Origin of the sequence: Streptomyces sp. NPDC059695, assembly GCF_042733785.1 — a bacterium.
Lineage (GTDB): Bacteria > Actinomycetota > Actinomycetes > Streptomycetales > Streptomycetaceae > Streptomyces.
This window is the reverse complement of sequence record NZ_JBHWFF010000003.1, coordinates 147,625-160,567: the sequence shown is the minus strand read 5'-3', so window position 1 is coordinate 160,567 and position 12,943 is coordinate 147,625. Positions and strand designations below refer to the sequence as shown.

At 72.4% G+C, this 12,943-nt stretch carries 14 protein-coding genes and 5 pseudogenes; 9 read left to right on the top strand and 10 right to left on the bottom strand.

Annotated features, from left to right (window positions below; translation table 11 throughout):
- Positions 1–38 precede the first annotated feature (38 nt).
- From ACFV2S_RS05920 to ACFV2S_RS05910, 3 genes are read right to left on the bottom strand one after another with little or no spacing between them, the layout of a single operon-like run.
- Complete coding sequence (locus ACFV2S_RS05920) at positions 39–1,127, bottom strand: iron-containing redox enzyme family protein (RefSeq protein WP_385554608.1); 1,089 nt, start codon at positions 1,125–1,127, stop codon at positions 39–41.
- Positions 1,127–1,381 carry a CDGSH iron-sulfur domain-containing protein gene (locus ACFV2S_RS05915; protein WP_385554606.1) on the bottom strand — a complete coding sequence of 85 codons (255 nt, stop codon included), beginning with the start codon at positions 1,379–1,381 and terminating at the stop codon, positions 1,127–1,129. Before ACFV2S_RS05915 ends, ACFV2S_RS05920 begins: the two co-directional genes overlap by 1 nt.
- Positions 1,365–2,024, bottom strand: coding sequence for a HemK2/MTQ2 family protein methyltransferase (locus tag ACFV2S_RS05910; RefSeq protein WP_385554863.1), 660 nt, complete (start codon positions 2,022–2,024; stop codon positions 1,365–1,367). Before ACFV2S_RS05910 ends, ACFV2S_RS05915 begins: the two co-directional genes overlap by 17 nt.
- A gap of 201 nt (positions 2,025–2,225) precedes the next feature.
- On the opposite strand from ACFV2S_RS05910, the pseudogene ACFV2S_RS05905 reads away from it, so the two are divergent.
- The 3 genes and pseudogenes from ACFV2S_RS05905 to ACFV2S_RS05895 all read left to right on the top strand — a co-directional run.
- A pseudogene (locus ACFV2S_RS05905) lies at positions 2,226–2,411 on the top strand (hypothetical protein); the annotation flags it as partial.
- 765 nt (positions 2,412–3,176) lie between these two features.
- Positions 3,177–3,560 (top strand): STAS domain-containing protein, encoded by a 384-nt coding sequence (locus ACFV2S_RS05900; RefSeq protein ID WP_385554862.1) that lies wholly within the window; start codon positions 3,177–3,179, stop codon positions 3,558–3,560.
- 707 nt (positions 3,561–4,267) lie between these two features.
- Entirely contained in the window at positions 4,268–4,693 is a 426-nt protein-coding gene (locus tag ACFV2S_RS05895; protein ID WP_385554604.1) for a helix-turn-helix domain-containing protein, read from the top strand.
- A 349-nt stretch (positions 4,694–5,042) separates the two neighbouring features.
- On the opposite strand, the pseudogene ACFV2S_RS05890 reads toward ACFV2S_RS05895, so the two are convergent.
- The 5 genes and pseudogenes from ACFV2S_RS05890 to ACFV2S_RS05870 form a co-directional block, all read right to left on the bottom strand.
- Positions 5,043–5,513: pseudogene (locus ACFV2S_RS05890) on the bottom strand (SRPBCC family protein); the annotation flags it as partial.
- Between the two features lie 85 nt (positions 5,514–5,598).
- Complete coding sequence (locus ACFV2S_RS05885) at positions 5,599–5,796, bottom strand: hypothetical protein (RefSeq protein WP_385554602.1); 198 nt, start codon at positions 5,794–5,796, stop codon at positions 5,599–5,601.
- Between the two features lie 167 nt (positions 5,797–5,963).
- Positions 5,964–6,236, bottom strand: a complete 273-nt coding sequence (locus ACFV2S_RS05880; RefSeq protein WP_385554600.1) for a hypothetical protein — start codon at positions 6,234–6,236, stop codon at positions 5,964–5,966.
- A 96-nt stretch (positions 6,237–6,332) separates the two neighbouring features.
- On the bottom strand, positions 6,333–6,758 hold the full coding sequence (locus ACFV2S_RS05875; RefSeq protein ID WP_385554598.1) for an SsgA family sporulation/cell division regulator: 426 nt from the start codon (positions 6,756–6,758) through the stop codon (positions 6,333–6,335).
- 234 nt (positions 6,759–6,992) lie between these two features.
- Positions 6,993–7,661, bottom strand: a complete 669-nt coding sequence (locus ACFV2S_RS05870; RefSeq protein ID WP_385554596.1) for an SGNH/GDSL hydrolase family protein — start codon at positions 7,659–7,661, stop codon at positions 6,993–6,995.
- A 634-nt stretch (positions 7,662–8,295) separates the two neighbouring features.
- Here ACFV2S_RS05870 and ACFV2S_RS05865 point away from each other — a divergent pair.
- The 6 genes and pseudogenes from ACFV2S_RS05865 to ACFV2S_RS05840 all read left to right on the top strand — a co-directional run bounded on the left by ACFV2S_RS05865 (position 8,296) and on the right by ACFV2S_RS05840 (position 11,861).
- Positions 8,296–8,481: a hypothetical protein gene (locus tag ACFV2S_RS05865; RefSeq protein WP_385554594.1), complete on the top strand. Its 186-nt coding sequence runs from the start codon at positions 8,296–8,298 to the stop codon at positions 8,479–8,481.
- A 185-nt stretch (positions 8,482–8,666) separates the two neighbouring features.
- Positions 8,667–8,948 (top strand): STAS domain-containing protein, encoded by a 282-nt coding sequence (locus ACFV2S_RS05860; protein WP_385554592.1) that lies wholly within the window; start codon positions 8,667–8,669, stop codon positions 8,946–8,948.
- 50 nt (positions 8,949–8,998) lie between these two features.
- Positions 8,999–9,214 (top strand): hypothetical protein, encoded by a 216-nt coding sequence (locus ACFV2S_RS05855; RefSeq protein ID WP_385554590.1) that lies wholly within the window; start codon positions 8,999–9,001, stop codon positions 9,212–9,214.
- Positions 9,215–9,419: 205 nt separating this feature from the next.
- Positions 9,420–10,025 carry a hypothetical protein gene (locus ACFV2S_RS05850; protein ID WP_385554589.1) on the top strand — a complete coding sequence of 202 codons (606 nt, stop codon included), beginning with the start codon at positions 9,420–9,422 and terminating at the stop codon, positions 10,023–10,025.
- Positions 10,022–10,617 (top strand): annotated as a pseudogene (locus ACFV2S_RS05845) (NAD-dependent epimerase/dehydratase family protein); the annotation flags it as partial. The gene ACFV2S_RS05850 and the pseudogene ACFV2S_RS05845, both read left to right, overlap by 4 nt.
- 566 nt (positions 10,618–11,183) lie before the next feature.
- A complete protein-coding gene (locus tag ACFV2S_RS05840) occupies positions 11,184–11,861 on the top strand; it encodes an alpha/beta fold hydrolase (protein WP_385554587.1) in 678 nt (225 codons plus the stop codon).
- An 11-nt stretch (positions 11,862–11,872) separates the two neighbouring features.
- Here the strand turns inward: ACFV2S_RS05840 and ACFV2S_RS05835 are convergent.
- Positions 11,873–12,417, bottom strand: a pseudogene (locus ACFV2S_RS05835) (Tn3 family transposase); the annotation flags it as partial.
- A gap of 56 nt (positions 12,418–12,473) precedes the next feature.
- Positions 12,474–12,938: pseudogene (locus ACFV2S_RS05830) on the bottom strand (IS5 family transposase); the annotation flags it as partial.
- Positions 12,939–12,943 lie beyond the last annotated feature (5 nt).

The window sequence follows — 12,943 nt, the reverse complement described above, 5'->3', positions numbered from 1 at the left end:
GCGCCGCCCGGCCCAAGGGTCAAACGGAGCGTGGGCAGCTATCCGGGTCCCGCGGCGCCGCTAGTCGACGGGCCCCGGGGCGGCGGCGCGGCGAGGCCTGCGCCGGACGGCGTCGCCAAGGGCCGGCGCAAGGCACTGAGCCCCTGGGTCCAGGCGCCGCGGATGTGGTCGGCGAGACGGTCCTCCAGGAGGACGGTCGCGGCGCAGCCGAAGGCGATGTCGGCTTCCAGGGCCGGTTCGTCGGAGAGAAGTCCGCCGATCACCTCGCGCCGTACGACCTGTTCGTGCACGGCGTCGGCCTCCACGTGTTCCGCGTAGAAGTGTTCGGCGGCGGGGCCTGCGGCACACCGACGCATGGCCCCGGCCAGACGCCTGGAACCTGGTGACGAGGTGACCTCCACACAGGCGAAGTGCCCCACCAAAGCTCCCTGCAGGGCACGGTGCAGACCGAAGAGGGACATCAGGTTCACCGTCGCGAGGAGGCTCGCGGGTGCGCGGTCCAGGTACCGGCCGTACGTGGCGTCCAGTCCGAGATCGGCCATGAGGTCCGCGAAGAGTCGCGCGTGAACGCGGTCGGCTCGTCCGGCGCCGAACTCGTCGTACTCGATGGCGACCATGGCGGCCTTGGACCTCCCCGTGAGGCGGGGAATGACCCAGGCGTGCGGATCGGCCTCCTTGAGGTGGTACAGCGAGCGAAGGGCCGCGTACTCGCGCAGCTGCCACAGCTCCCCGTCGGTCTCAAGGTGGCGGCTGAGGCTGTCGGACAAGTCCACGGGTTCCACGAGCAGCGGAGCGAAGGCGTCCTCGACGGTCCGGGGCGCGGCGGGGAGTTCCTCCCGCAGGGCATGGAGGAAGCGTGCTTCCAGCGCCTGGCGCAGCCGCAGCAGCTCAGGGTCCCACTCCCGTGTGTCGTCCACGCCCGCGAACCCCCGGTAGTGCAGCTCGTACAGCAGGTAGAGAGCCAGGTGGAAGTCCTCTCCCCACGGATCGGCCTCCGCCACGGCCCCGTCGCCGTACAGCGGTGTGCCGCCCCATCTCAGAGCCTGGACGACGGCGCCGGACAAGGTGCCTCGGCCTTCGACCAGCCGGGGGCCGACGGCGGGTCCGGAGCTAGTGCGAGGAGGCATCAGGGACTCCTGTCGGGCCGGGCCGGGGCGGTACGCCCGCGCCGGCGGTGGCTGGTGTCGCACCAGGGGTGCGTACGGCTGCGGCGGCAGGTGCACACGGCTGCCATGAAGCGGTCGGAGCGGGCCAAGGTCCCGTCGTCGAGGATGATCTCGACGGGCCCCTCGACGAGGACGGGCCCCTGCGGGTCCACGCACACCCGACGCGCCGGGGTCTCGCGCGGCGGGCGGGCGTCGGCGTCAGATGTTCCGGGCACGGATCACCACCAGTTCCTCCCGCGTCTCGTCTGCGTGCGCCAGTCCCTGCCCCTCGAGCCAGGAACGTCGTGAACGGAGGACGGGCCCCCAGGGGACCGTTGCCTTGGCGGTGATCTCGGCGGTGAGTCCCGCACGGGTCAGCCGCTCCAGCGTGCCCTCCGCCCTGCTCATGGCCGAATGGACCATGAGGAGAACCCCGCCGGGCCGCAGCAGGGCCGAGGCGTGCGCGCAGATCCGGTCGATGACCATGCGTCCGTCGGGGCCCGCGTCCCAGGCCCGCTGGGGGCCTCGGACCGGCAGGGCCGCCGTGGGGGCGGGGACGTAGGGCGGGTTGGTGACGATCAGGTCGTAGCGGCGGCCTGCGGTACGCGTCACGAAGTCGCCGTGCAGGACGCTGAGCGGCAGCCGTCGGAGCAGAGCGTTCACGCGTGCAGTGACGACCGCGCTCCAGGAGACGTCGACCGCGGTGACCTCCGCGCCCCTGCGCGCGGCGTTCAGCGCGAGTGCGCCGGTTCCGGTGCCGATCTCCAGGACCCGGGTGTCGGGAGCCAGCTCCTCGCGTGCCAGCGCCTCGGCGAGCAGCCGGGTGTCGGCCTGCGGGCGGTACACGTTGGGAAGGGCCACGAGGCCGCCGGGCAGCATGCTCATGGGCGGGGCCTTAGGGGACATCGTGCACCTCCGAGGGCCGAGCGCGGCACCCGCCTGCCGGGCGCCGTGGTTCGCCACGTGCTGCGCCTGCCCCGGGGGGCCGCAAGTCATGCGGCGTTCCGGCGATCTTCGGCGCCGCCCGTCCGCGACCCGGGCGAGCCGGGCCTGGCCGACGGGGGGCTCGTCGCCGCCTGGATGAGACGACACCTCACCCCCACGAGGACTGACGACGGCCGTGCCGCTGCGGACCAGCGATCCCCACGAGCCGGGGTGGCGTCCCGTGCGTCACGGTCGCGGGTTCCGCTACCTGGACCGGGCCGCCGAGCCCCTGCCCCCGGGGAACGCGAGCGGGTGCGCGCCCTCGTGATCCCGCCGGCCTGGCACGACGTCCCGGTCCGCCGCCGGCCGAACGGGCACATCCAGGCCGTGGGCACGGACGCCGCGGGGCGGCGCCGGTACCTCTACCACCCTCGTTTCCACGACCAGCGGGACACGGCCAAGCACGAGCACGTGCGGCGCGTCGCCCGCTCGCTGCCCTGCCTGAGGGAGCGTGTGACGACGGACCTCGCTGAGCGCGGACTGACCCGTACTCGTGTCCTGCCGAGCCGGCGAGATCCGTCTGCGCTTCCCCGCCGAGGCCGGCCAGTAGGTCACCCGCACCCGGGTGGACGAGCAGACGCACACCGTGATCCGGGCCCTTCTGCGGCGCGGGACCCCGGTTCCGAGGCTGTTCGCTCACGGAGAGCACGGGGCGTGGCACGAGGTGTACGCCGAGGACCTCAACGCGTACCTGCAGGACCGGTCCGGACGGGACGTGACGGCGAACGGCTTTTTCAGGATCTGGGACGTCACCGTGCCGGCCGCGGGTCGCCCTCGCCGTCTCAGAGAGCACCACCGGCACCCCCCGCCCGCCGTCCGAATCCGCCCTCGGGAACTGAGAGGGGCCCGGGCGTCCAGGGCGGTCGCGGCGTCGGTCCACGGCGCCGCGACGCTGACCGAGGCCCCGGGCGGGACGCCGTCGGGGCGCGGTTTCGCTCGGCGGAGTGTTCGGACGGAGACCTGTTCGTCCGAGGCGCTGCGGCAGAGCACCAGGAGATCGAGCATGGGACCAGGATCTCCGTGACCGACTGGCGAAGGGGTATGAACATGCCAGCACAGCCGGCCTTCACCGTGAGCTGCCGTCCGGCGCCGCCGGGCACCGTGGTGATCGCACTGCGCGGAAGCGCCGACATGGATACGGCCCCCGTTCTGGCCCGGGCCCTCCAGGAGAGCCTGGGGGCCTCGTACGTGCCAGAGGTGCTCGTGGTCGACTGCGCCGGGCTGGAGTTCTGCGACTCCACGGGTCTGAACGAGCTCCTCACCGGACGAATGGCCGCCATCGAGGGCGGCAGCGCGTTCCGTCTCGCTGCCCCCAGCCGCCAGGCGGTCAGGCTGCTGGAGATCACCGGCACCGACACCCTCTTCGACGTCCTGCCCGCCGCACCGATCCTGCGTGGGGCACGTCTCGGCGGGCACCCACCGCTGTCCTGACGCAGCGGGTCACGCGAGCCGGCGACGCGTGCCAGACGCCGACGCCCTCGTCTCACGGCGCCCGAAGCCCGCGTCCGGGTGCGATCCGATCGCACCGGACGCGGCCCCGGATCCCGCCACACGAGCCGGGGCACCGTGCCGTGACCTGCGCCGGTCCGCTCCGCGGGCGTGAGCGCCGGACTCCGAGGACTGGGCCCTCGCCGCGTGGGTATCCGCCGGGCTGCAGCAGGACCCGCAGCGGTCGACGGCCTCGTCTTCGACGCGACCAGGCGGCGAACGGGCCGGGTCGTCAGCAGTACCAGGACCACGCCAAGGGCCGGACTCTCGGCCTCGAACACCACTCTTTCCGTCTCGTGCACCACGTGTCCGCCCGGGAGTCGCTTGCCCCGCGCCCCTTCGCCGCCTCGGTACCTGGGCCCGAGGCCCCGGACGGCGCCCAGCCCGCCTGAGCCCTCAGCCGGATCGCCGCCGCCCTGCGAGCCGGGGCGCTCCTCTGCCGCGGCCGATCGCGGGGAACCGGTGCCCCACGCCCACGCCAACACCGGACCCGGCCGTCCAGAGGGGGCCATGGGCCGGGCCGGATCGCCCATGCCCCGCCCGGACACCCCGCACGTCCCCGCTCATGTGCGCGAACGGGATTCCAGCGGCGACGAGCACGGACCGTCGGCCGCCACGTCCTCACGGACCCCGACATCGATGCCCACCCGATGCTGGCGGCCAACGCGGCGCAGTATCTGGCCTCCGCCACGCTGAGGGCACTGCCGCACTCGGCCCTCGGCGAGGACAGCGGCCCGGACGGCCGTGACGCCACGTCCCGCACCCTTCGCGCCGCCGTCACGTACATCGAAGCGAACGCGGACCGCGACGTCACCCTGGCCGACATCGCGGCGTCCGTTCCCGTCACTCCGCGAGCGGTCCAGTACGCCTTCGCCCGGCACTTCGACAGCACTCCGCTCGCCTACCTCCGCAGGGTCCGCCTGGCGCTCGCCCACGACGACCTCCGGGCGGCCGAGCCGGGAACGGCGACCGTCACCTCGATCGCCATGCGGTGGGGCTTCGGGCACCCGGGACGTTTCGCCGCCGCCTACCGGGCCGCCTACGGTCGCGCGCCCTTCGGTACGCTGCGCGCCTGACTCCACCGAGGTGACAGCCGGCGAGGCCTCCCGGCGGGATCCCCGGCCCAGGCCGGGGGGACGCGTGCGAACCCGCCGCGCGCTCTCGGGTCTGTCCCTGAGATACCGCCGCGACGGGCCCGCTCGGTGTCGCCACTACGGGCGGGGGCATCACCCGGAGGCGTGCCGCTTTCCGTCCACCGTGCCCTCGGTGAACGGGGGCGGGTCAGCGCATGCCCGGCTCACCCGGCTCCGGCGGCAGGTCCCAGGTCTCGGGCGCGGGCCGCGCCGGAGCCCCTCCCGCCGGGCCGCCCATGGGGTCGCCGTCGCGCAGCCCGTCGGTGGGAAGCTCCCCGGAGGACGTCCCACCAGGCATCGACCGGTCGGACGGACGAATGCGGCCTCGCCACTGGCCCGTCTCGTAGCCGTGGTCCTCGATGAAGCCCTTGAAGCGCTTGAGGTCGCCCTTGACGCGGCGGTCCAGGAACCCGAGCGCGTCACCGGCCTTCTCGGCCATGCCTTCGGGTTCCACCTCCATGGCCAGCCGGACGCGCGTGTGCTCGGGGTCGAGCGACAGGAACGTGACGACGCCCTTCTGCCGGACGTCGCCTCCCGTCGTGCGCCAGGCGATGCGCTCGTCGGGCAGCTGGTCGACGATCTCGGTGTCGAACTCGCGACGGACGCCGGCGATCTTGGTCCGCCAGTGGCAGTGGCGGTCGTCGATCTGCCGGATGTCCTCCACACCCTCCATGAAGTTGGGGAATTCCTCGAACTGGGTCCACTGGTTGTAGACGTTCCGCAGCGGGGCGTCCACGTCGATGGTCTGCTCCACCATGCTCACGGTCGGTTCCTCCTTCGTGTACTGGGGCAATCGAGGCCTCTTGGCGCGTACCCATGGATATGGATCTCAATCGGCCGAAACCTCGTCACCTCACGAGCGTCGAGAGCACGACCGCCGTGACGCCCTCGCCGGGGCAGCGGTGTCCACGGGGGTCGCGGTTCTGCCCGCAGGGGTCGCGGAGGAGCATCGTTCCCTTCTCGATCCGCTCGCCCCGCCCCGTCAGGTCCCGGGCAGCGAAGGCGGCGAGCGGGTAGTAGCGGCACACCTCTTGGGCGATGGCCACGGCGTGCTCCCCGGACGGGTCCGCGGCGCAACAGCTTCCGGTGGTACGGCCAACGGTGCGGGGCGTACGCGACGAAGGCCGCGAACCAGGCGATCGCGATCGTGGGGCGCACGACGTTCAAGACCTCCACGGCGGCCGTGTGCGCGTCGAGGAGGTTGCCGTCCTGGTCACGGTGGGGTGCCACGGCCTTCAGCGCCGTCGGCCTGTCGCCGTCCGGGGCTCCCGCGCGCGGGACGGACGAGTTCGCCCATCGCGTTCTCCTGCCTCGTCCTGGCTCTACGGGCGCGCAGACGGCGCAGTCCGGGGGCGGCGAAGCCGTCGACCACGGCCGTGCAGTCGCGGGCGGCGAGGGTCAGGGCCACCGTGTCGAACGCAACGGTGGAATCACGGACGGAACCGGGCCCGGCCGCCCACCCCCGGGAGCGCGCGAGTGCTCTCACCGGCCCCACGGGGCGGGTCCCTGGAGCCGAGGCCGCCGAGCGGCTTCGCTCACGGGTCGTCCGGACTGGTCCGCTTCGTTCTCGGGGCACGAACCCTCAGCGCCTCAGGGAGTCGAGCAGGGGCTGCCAGTCGATGTGGCGCTCCTCCGTGCCCTGCGGGACCAGGGCGAGGGTGTCGCGTACGAGCCGGGAGAGCTCCTCCCGCACGCACCTGACCATGGCGCAGTGCCCGGCCGGTCCCAGCCTCAGGAGAACCTTGCCTTCGGGAGCGGGAAGGACGCGGACCTCTCCCTCACCGGTGGCGGCGAGCGATCCGGCGAGGACTGTCTCGCGGTCGATGCGCCACAGGACGGGCACGTCGCCGGGGATGTGGAAGAGGACGCTCAGCGCGTACGGGTCGCGGGAGGTGTAGCTGACGGTCGTCTCAACCCCGACCGCGACGTCCTCGGTGAGCAGCTCCACTGCTATGGACCGGGAGAGGACGCGCGGTGAAGGAAGCTGTGCGGCGGGGAGCTTGGGCATGCGGTCCTCCGGCTGAGGGACGTGAGAAGCGGGTGCGGCGTTCTTCCGCCTGACCCGTCGCGTCCCCGTTACACCCCGGGCCCGTGCGTCGGCTGTGCCGATGGTGGTGCGCTTTCGTGAAGGCGACGGGCACAAGGCGCCCCCCAGGGCGTGGCGGCACAAGGCGCCCCCCAGAGCGTGGCGGCCACACCGTGACAGGCGCTGCCGTCCCCGGCCCGACGCCGCAGGCCGTCGTCAGGCGACCTGGCGCAGCCAGGCCGAGGCGAGTGCGGCGTGGCCCGCCGGCGTCGGGTGGACGCCGTCCGCGGCCCAGTACTCCGGGCCGGTCGTCGCGCCGAGTTCGGCGAACATGCCGTCGGCGGCCACCAGGTGCGCATCGTAGGCGCGGGCGAGCGTGCGCACGGCCTGGATCCTCGGGTCCAGGTCGGCGCGCCACTCGCCCCGCTCCTTCTCCCCGATGTGTACGGAGCCGCCACCGGCCTCGACGACGCCGTGAATCGGAAGGAGGAAGGGCTCGATGAGGACGAGCTCTGTGCCGGCCTCGGCCAGGGGTGCGAGCAGCCGGTCGTAGCCCGCTTCGAACTCCTCCGCCGAGATGACGCGCCCCTCGGGGTCGAGCGTGTGCCATCCCACGTCGTTGACCCCGACGAGGACGGACACCAGGTCGGGGGCCGCTTCGAGTACGTCCCGCTGCCAGCGGGACTCCAGGTCCCGCACCGTGTGGCCCGCGATCCCGGTGTTCAGCCAGTTGAGTCGCCGGTCCGGGTGCCGGAGTCCCCATTCCCCCGCGACGCGCAGCGGGTAGCCGAACCCGAGGCCGTCCTCGCTCTGCAGCCGCCGGCAGTCGGTGATCGAATCACCGGTGAACATCACCGTGCTTCCCGGGCGGAGAGTGATCGTCATGTGCGCTCCTCGGAGTCGGTGGAGACGATGGCTCTCGTACGGTGGCAGCCCCTGGGGACCTCGGCAGACGGCGTCCGCGGCTGGATTCCCCGGACGACACCGCGACCGGGCCGACTTGCTTCCCCTCCCCCGGCCGGGGGAGTTCCTCCTGCGGGGACCACACATGGGCGGCGAGCTGCGTGCCGGGGGACGATGGTCGTCGGGGTCCGGCTGTGGCGTGGCCGTCACGACGATCGACGAACTGGACGGGAGCGCGTCCCCGGCCGTGCGACCGGCGGAAGGCCAGCCTCCGGGCGGGAAGGGAATGCGCGCACGTTGGTCCCCCGGTCTTCTGGGAGTGCTGTGCCCAGAGTCTGCCTGATGGTCGCCGCTTCACTCGCCCGGGCGCCCACGGTCCGTTCAGGGCGGCAGAAACGTGACGGCGGGGCGCCGGGGAGTGAGTAGGGGCCGGTCCCGTTCTCGGGCCACGGCGTCCCGCCGCGCGGAGAGGAGCGGACCGAGAACCTCATCGACAGCGCATTCGCCCACCTGACGACGGACGGTCCTCCCTCGTCCGCTCCGGCGGCGCGAACGCCCGACGCGAGGTCCCCCGCGCCCGGCCGACCACACGCAAGCCACCAAGGAGGTCGGCACGGTGCTGAAGACGTGGGGACGACCGTTCGCCCTGGTGGGCAGCGTCGCCGCGTACGCGCGCGGAATCGCGGTCCGGCTCCGGCACGACACCGACGTCGCGCTCCTGCGCGAGGAGGCCGGCCTCGTCACGGAGGCCCTTTGGAGCGCGGCGTACGGATCGTCGATCCGCCCGAGGACAGGCTCGTGAAGGCCCGTCCGGCACCCCTCGCGTCGGACCAGGAGCTGCGAGACGCGGATCCGGTGACCCGAGGACCCCGCAGGGGCATGGAGCGGGCCGCACCGGGCAGTGGCCTGACAGCTCACAGGAGGTGCATCATGGCCACCGGTGCCGATCGCACGGACTCGCTGCCCCCCGCGGAGCAGGTGGTTCGCGTGAGTGGCGAAATGGACTACGGACGCGCGAGCGAACTGTTGCGGGAGTCGCTCCTGGCGGCGCTGGACGGAACCCCCTCCGGGTCGAACCTCGTGGTCGACCTGCGCAACTCCTCCTTCTGCGACTCCACGGGGCTCAACGTGCTGCTGGCCGTCAGGCTGCGGGCCCTGACGCGGGGTGTTCACCTCGTCCTCGCCGCACCCAGCCACCAGATGCTCAGGCTGCTCGAGTTCACCCATTCCGACGACCTGTTCACCTACGTCCCTCTCCCGGCGGAGTGAGCCGTCACCGGGCAGGCGACCGAATCGACCGACAAGGAGCTTGGGGAGTCATGAGCAGCGCGCCGATCGTCGTCCATCCGCCTTCCCCGACGGGGGGCCGACGGGTGACCGTCCGCCAGGGCGGCATTCTCGGTCTGGCCCACAGCGACAGGGACGTGACCGAGTTCCTCCGTCGTGCCGGCCTGGAGGACGCCGACCGTCTGCTGGATGACCCGCGCTGGGTCGAATGGCGCGGGGGCGGGGCCCACGAGTTCGAAGCCGCGTGACCACGACGGCGACCGCCGGGCTAAGGGTGGAGTCCGGCACACGCCTCTCTGACCGATCGACCTTCTGGTCGGGTTTCTTCGCTTTCATCCCGGGAAGGCGCTGGTACGACGCAGCCGCGGAGTAGGGCGGATGCCCTGGCCCGATCGCCGCGCCCGCCCGCGGTCCGGCCCTCGCCGGACCGCCGTATCCAGGGGAGTCGGCGACATGCCTTCCGACCGCGATCGATCCCGGTCCTCCTCCTCGGATCCGGACCGCCTGCTCCGCGTCTACCTCCGCGACCACTACGCCGGGTCGGCAGCCGGAGACGCCCTCGTCCGTAGAACGGCCCGTGCGCACGGCCCAGGGCCCGCCGGACGCCGACTGCCGGCCCTCGCCGATGAGATCGCCGAGGACCGCGAGAGCCTCGTGGGGATCATGACCTCGTTCCGCGTTCCCGTGCCGCGGGCGCGCGCGCTGGTCGCGCGGTGCGCGGAGAAGATCGGCCGGGCCAAGCCCAACGGCCGGCTGGTGGCCCGTTCGCCCCTCAGCGGCGTGCTCGAACTGGAGGCGCTCCGTCTCGCAGCGGCGGGCAAGCTGGCCCTCTGGCGGTCCCTCGGTGAGATCGCCCGCGGCGACGACCGGATCGACGCCGGGGCGGTCCACCACCTGGCGACCCGCGCCGAACGACAGATCGAGCAGCTGCAGGACCTGCGGCTGGCCGCCGTGGGCGTGGCGCTCGGCCCCGGGGCCCGCCCGGAGCCCCGCCGCACCTCGGCCGATGGCCGGCGGCGGTCGCACCGCCCGTTCACGAAGGTCTGGTGGGTCTCATGAAGGTCGTGGTGACGGGCGCGACCGGCAACGCGGGCACGAGCGTGATCCACGCCCTGGCCGCGGATCCGGCCGTGACCGACGTACTGGGCCTCGCCCGCCGCACCCCGGACCTGACCGTCCGCAGGGTCCGGTGGGACGTTGCGGACATCGATCCGGGAGGGGCCGACCTCGACCGGCCGTTCGCGGGAGCGGACGCCGTGGTGCACCTGGCCTGGAAGTTCCAGCCCACCCACGACCCGGTGGAGACCTGGCGCACCAACGTCCTGGGCGGCATCCGCGTCTTCGAGGCCTGTGCCCGGGCCGGGACCCACGTCCTGGTACACGCCTCCTCCATCCGCGCCTATTCGCCGGGTCCTCGGACGGGCGGCCCGTCGACGAGTCCTGGCCGACCCACGGATGGCCCGGCGCCGCCTACACCCGGGAGAAGGCGTACCTGGAGCGGTACCTCGCCGGCTACCAGCTGACCCATCCGGACATGCGGGTGGTACGGATGCGGCCGGGCTTCCTGTTCAAGGCCACGTCGGTGTCGGAGCAGAGCCGCATCTTCGCCGGCCCGCTGCTTCCCGGACGCCTCGTCCCGCCCGGACTGCTCAGCAGCGGGCATAGCCGATGCGGATGTCCGTGCTCGGGGCGTCGTCGGTGATCGGCCCTGGCGGCGGGGTGCCGGGCCGCCCCGGCCGCGTTCGGCCGGGGTTGTACCCGGAGCCTCTTGGCGAGGCGAGGCACCTTCTTGAACCGGCCGGTGTGGTGGATCCCGGCGACCGCTCCGCCGCGCGAGCGGCAGGGCGAGCCGGGCTCGGCCGCGCAGCGGGGACAGGGGGTGCTGCTCGATGTTGGCCGCATCGGCCGGGGAAGGCCCTTGAGGGCGCCCGCCATGCCCCCCGGATCCTTTCGCAACCCATTCTCAGAAGGGGGCCACTCGCCGGCTTACGTGAGGACGGTCCCGAGAACCGATCCGAGATCAGCGGTGGCCCGCTTCCGATCTCGCTCCGTGAGGATCGTTTGTGGGGACCGTGTGACATCGAGGGCGGCTTCGTCGCCGGAGCTGGCCGGTGCGGACGGATTTGCGTTGTGGTTCGCCACGGCCAGCCCGGGCGTTGCCGAGGCGTGTGCTCACCGGCCGTACTCACCGGGTTCTGGTTGACCTACGATGACGCGGTGAAATTCGTGATGGTGCCGGGTGGCTGGCAAGGCGGATGGGTTTTCGACTCGGTGGCCGCCCAGTTGCGCCGAGACGGTCACCACGTCGAGGCGGTGACCCTGTCAGGGTTGGAGTGGGACGGCCCAACCGATGTGGACCGTCCGCCGAACCTCGACACCCATATCGACCAGGTTGCCGAGATCATTGCCCGTAGCGACGAGGCGCCCCTCGCCCTGTGTGGGCACAGCTACGGCGGGATGGTGATCGCCGGCGTCGCGGACCGGCTCGGCGACCGCCTCGATCAGCTCGTCTTCATCGACGCCTACGTCCCGGACGACGGGGATTCGTGCTGGTCTTTGACCAGCGACAGCTTCCGGGAGTTGTTCATAGCCGGCGCCCAGGCCGACGGTCGATGGGTCGCGGTCCCCGAGGGGCTCGACCCGCGCGCGCGACCGCATCCCATGGCGAGCTTCGTCCAGTCGATCAGGTTGGGAGGCAACCCGAGCCGCGGGCTCGGCCGAACGTTCATCAGTGGTGGCGCGTGGCCGGGTAGCCCGTTCCTGCCCCTGGCCGAGCGGTTGCGCAACGACTCGGACTGGCGGGTTCACGAGATTCCGGTTGGTCACAACATCGCCCGCCGCGACCCGCACAGCCTCGCGACCGTTCTCGGCGCTCTGCCGCCCAACGTCGCCTGACGCACCGTTGCTCACTCCTCTGTGCCGTCGTCGCCCTCGTCGACGTGGACAGTGGCAGGGGCGCGCAGGGGACGCAGGCCCTCGTGCGGCGGGCGGCCGGCCAGGCTGAAACGGGACAGGCAGTTGGGGTCGGCGTGTTGCAGCGGGGAGAAACGGCAACGGCCTCGTCCAGGACATCGCGCTCCCGCTCCTCCGCGGGGCGCGCCCGCAGGTGCGCGACGGCGGCGTCCAGGTATCGGGGCGTCCAGGGCACGACGGCATTGAGGACCAAGCCGAACTGGTCCTCCTGAATCCGTGCGGTACGCCTGCATGATCTGAGCTTCCTGGACGGTCAACTGCCGGTTCGTCTCCAGCCGGTAGGTGTCGTCAACCGGGTCGACTACGCGCAGCAGCTGCAGGTTCTTGGCGATCCGCCCGTACTCGGCGAACGCCTGGGCCAGCGGGGTCGGCCGCCCTCCCGGCCGAACATCCGCAGCAGGTCGTACGCGCGGACCTGCCCGGTCACCAGCGAGTCGGCCACCCACAGCATGTCCGGCCAGTGCGTGGTGACCTCGTCCGGTCGCCGACCCCTCGGGCCCGCTCCACGATCCGTCCCGCGACTTGCTGATCGTTTCAGAATGATCGCGAGAGTCGCCGCAGGCAGATGATTGAGCAGGCGAGTTCGAGCAGCCCCTGGTGAAGGTCCGCCCGGCGCTCGTATCAGATGCGCAGGCGCTTGAACTGGTGCAGCCAGGCAAACGCACGCTCCACCACCCAACGCACCTTGCCCAGCCCGGATCCGTGGGCGAAGCCACGTCGGGCGATCACGGGCTTGATGCCGCGCTTCCACAGCAGGCGCCGGTACTTGTCGAAGTCGTAGCCCCGGTCGGCGTACAGCCGCCTGGGCTTGCGGCGGGGACGTCCTCGTAGCCCCCGGATCGGAGGGACCGCGTCCAGCAGGGGCAGGAGCTGGGTGACGTCGTGCCTGTTGCCTCCGGTGAGCGTGACGGCCAGCGGGGTGCCGTGGCGGTCGACGATCAGGTGGTGCTTGGAGCCGGGCCTGGCACGGTCGACCGGCGAAGGGCCGACGTGATCCCCCCTAA

Excerpts from the sequence above, each read along its gene's own strand:
- ACFV2S_RS05920 (WP_385554608.1), bottom strand. The coding sequence starts at position 1,127 with ATGCCTCCTCGCACTAGCTCCGGACCCGCCGTCGGCCCCCGGCTGGTC.
- ACFV2S_RS05910 (WP_385554863.1), bottom strand. The coding sequence starts at position 2,024 with ATGCTGCCCGGCGGCCTCGTGGCCCTTCCCAACGTGTACCGCCCGCAG.
- ACFV2S_RS05900 (WP_385554862.1), top strand. The coding sequence starts at position 3,177 with ATGCCAGCACAGCCGGCCTTCACCGTGAGCTGCCGTCCGGCGCCGCCG.
- ACFV2S_RS05895 (WP_385554604.1), top strand. The coding sequence starts at position 4,268 with ATGCTGGCGGCCAACGCGGCGCAGTATCTGGCCTCCGCCACGCTGAGG.
- ACFV2S_RS05875 (WP_385554598.1), bottom strand. The coding sequence starts at position 6,758 with ATGCCCAAGCTCCCCGCCGCACAGCTTCCTTCACCGCGCGTCCTCTCC.
- ACFV2S_RS05870 (WP_385554596.1), bottom strand. The coding sequence starts at position 7,661 with ATGACGATCACTCTCCGCCCGGGAAGCACGGTGATGTTCACCGGTGAT.
- ACFV2S_RS05855 (WP_385554590.1), top strand. The coding sequence starts at position 8,999 with ATGAGCAGCGCGCCGATCGTCGTCCATCCGCCTTCCCCGACGGGGGGC.
- ACFV2S_RS05850 (WP_385554589.1), top strand. The coding sequence starts at position 9,420 with ATGCCTTCCGACCGCGATCGATCCCGGTCCTCCTCCTCGGATCCGGAC.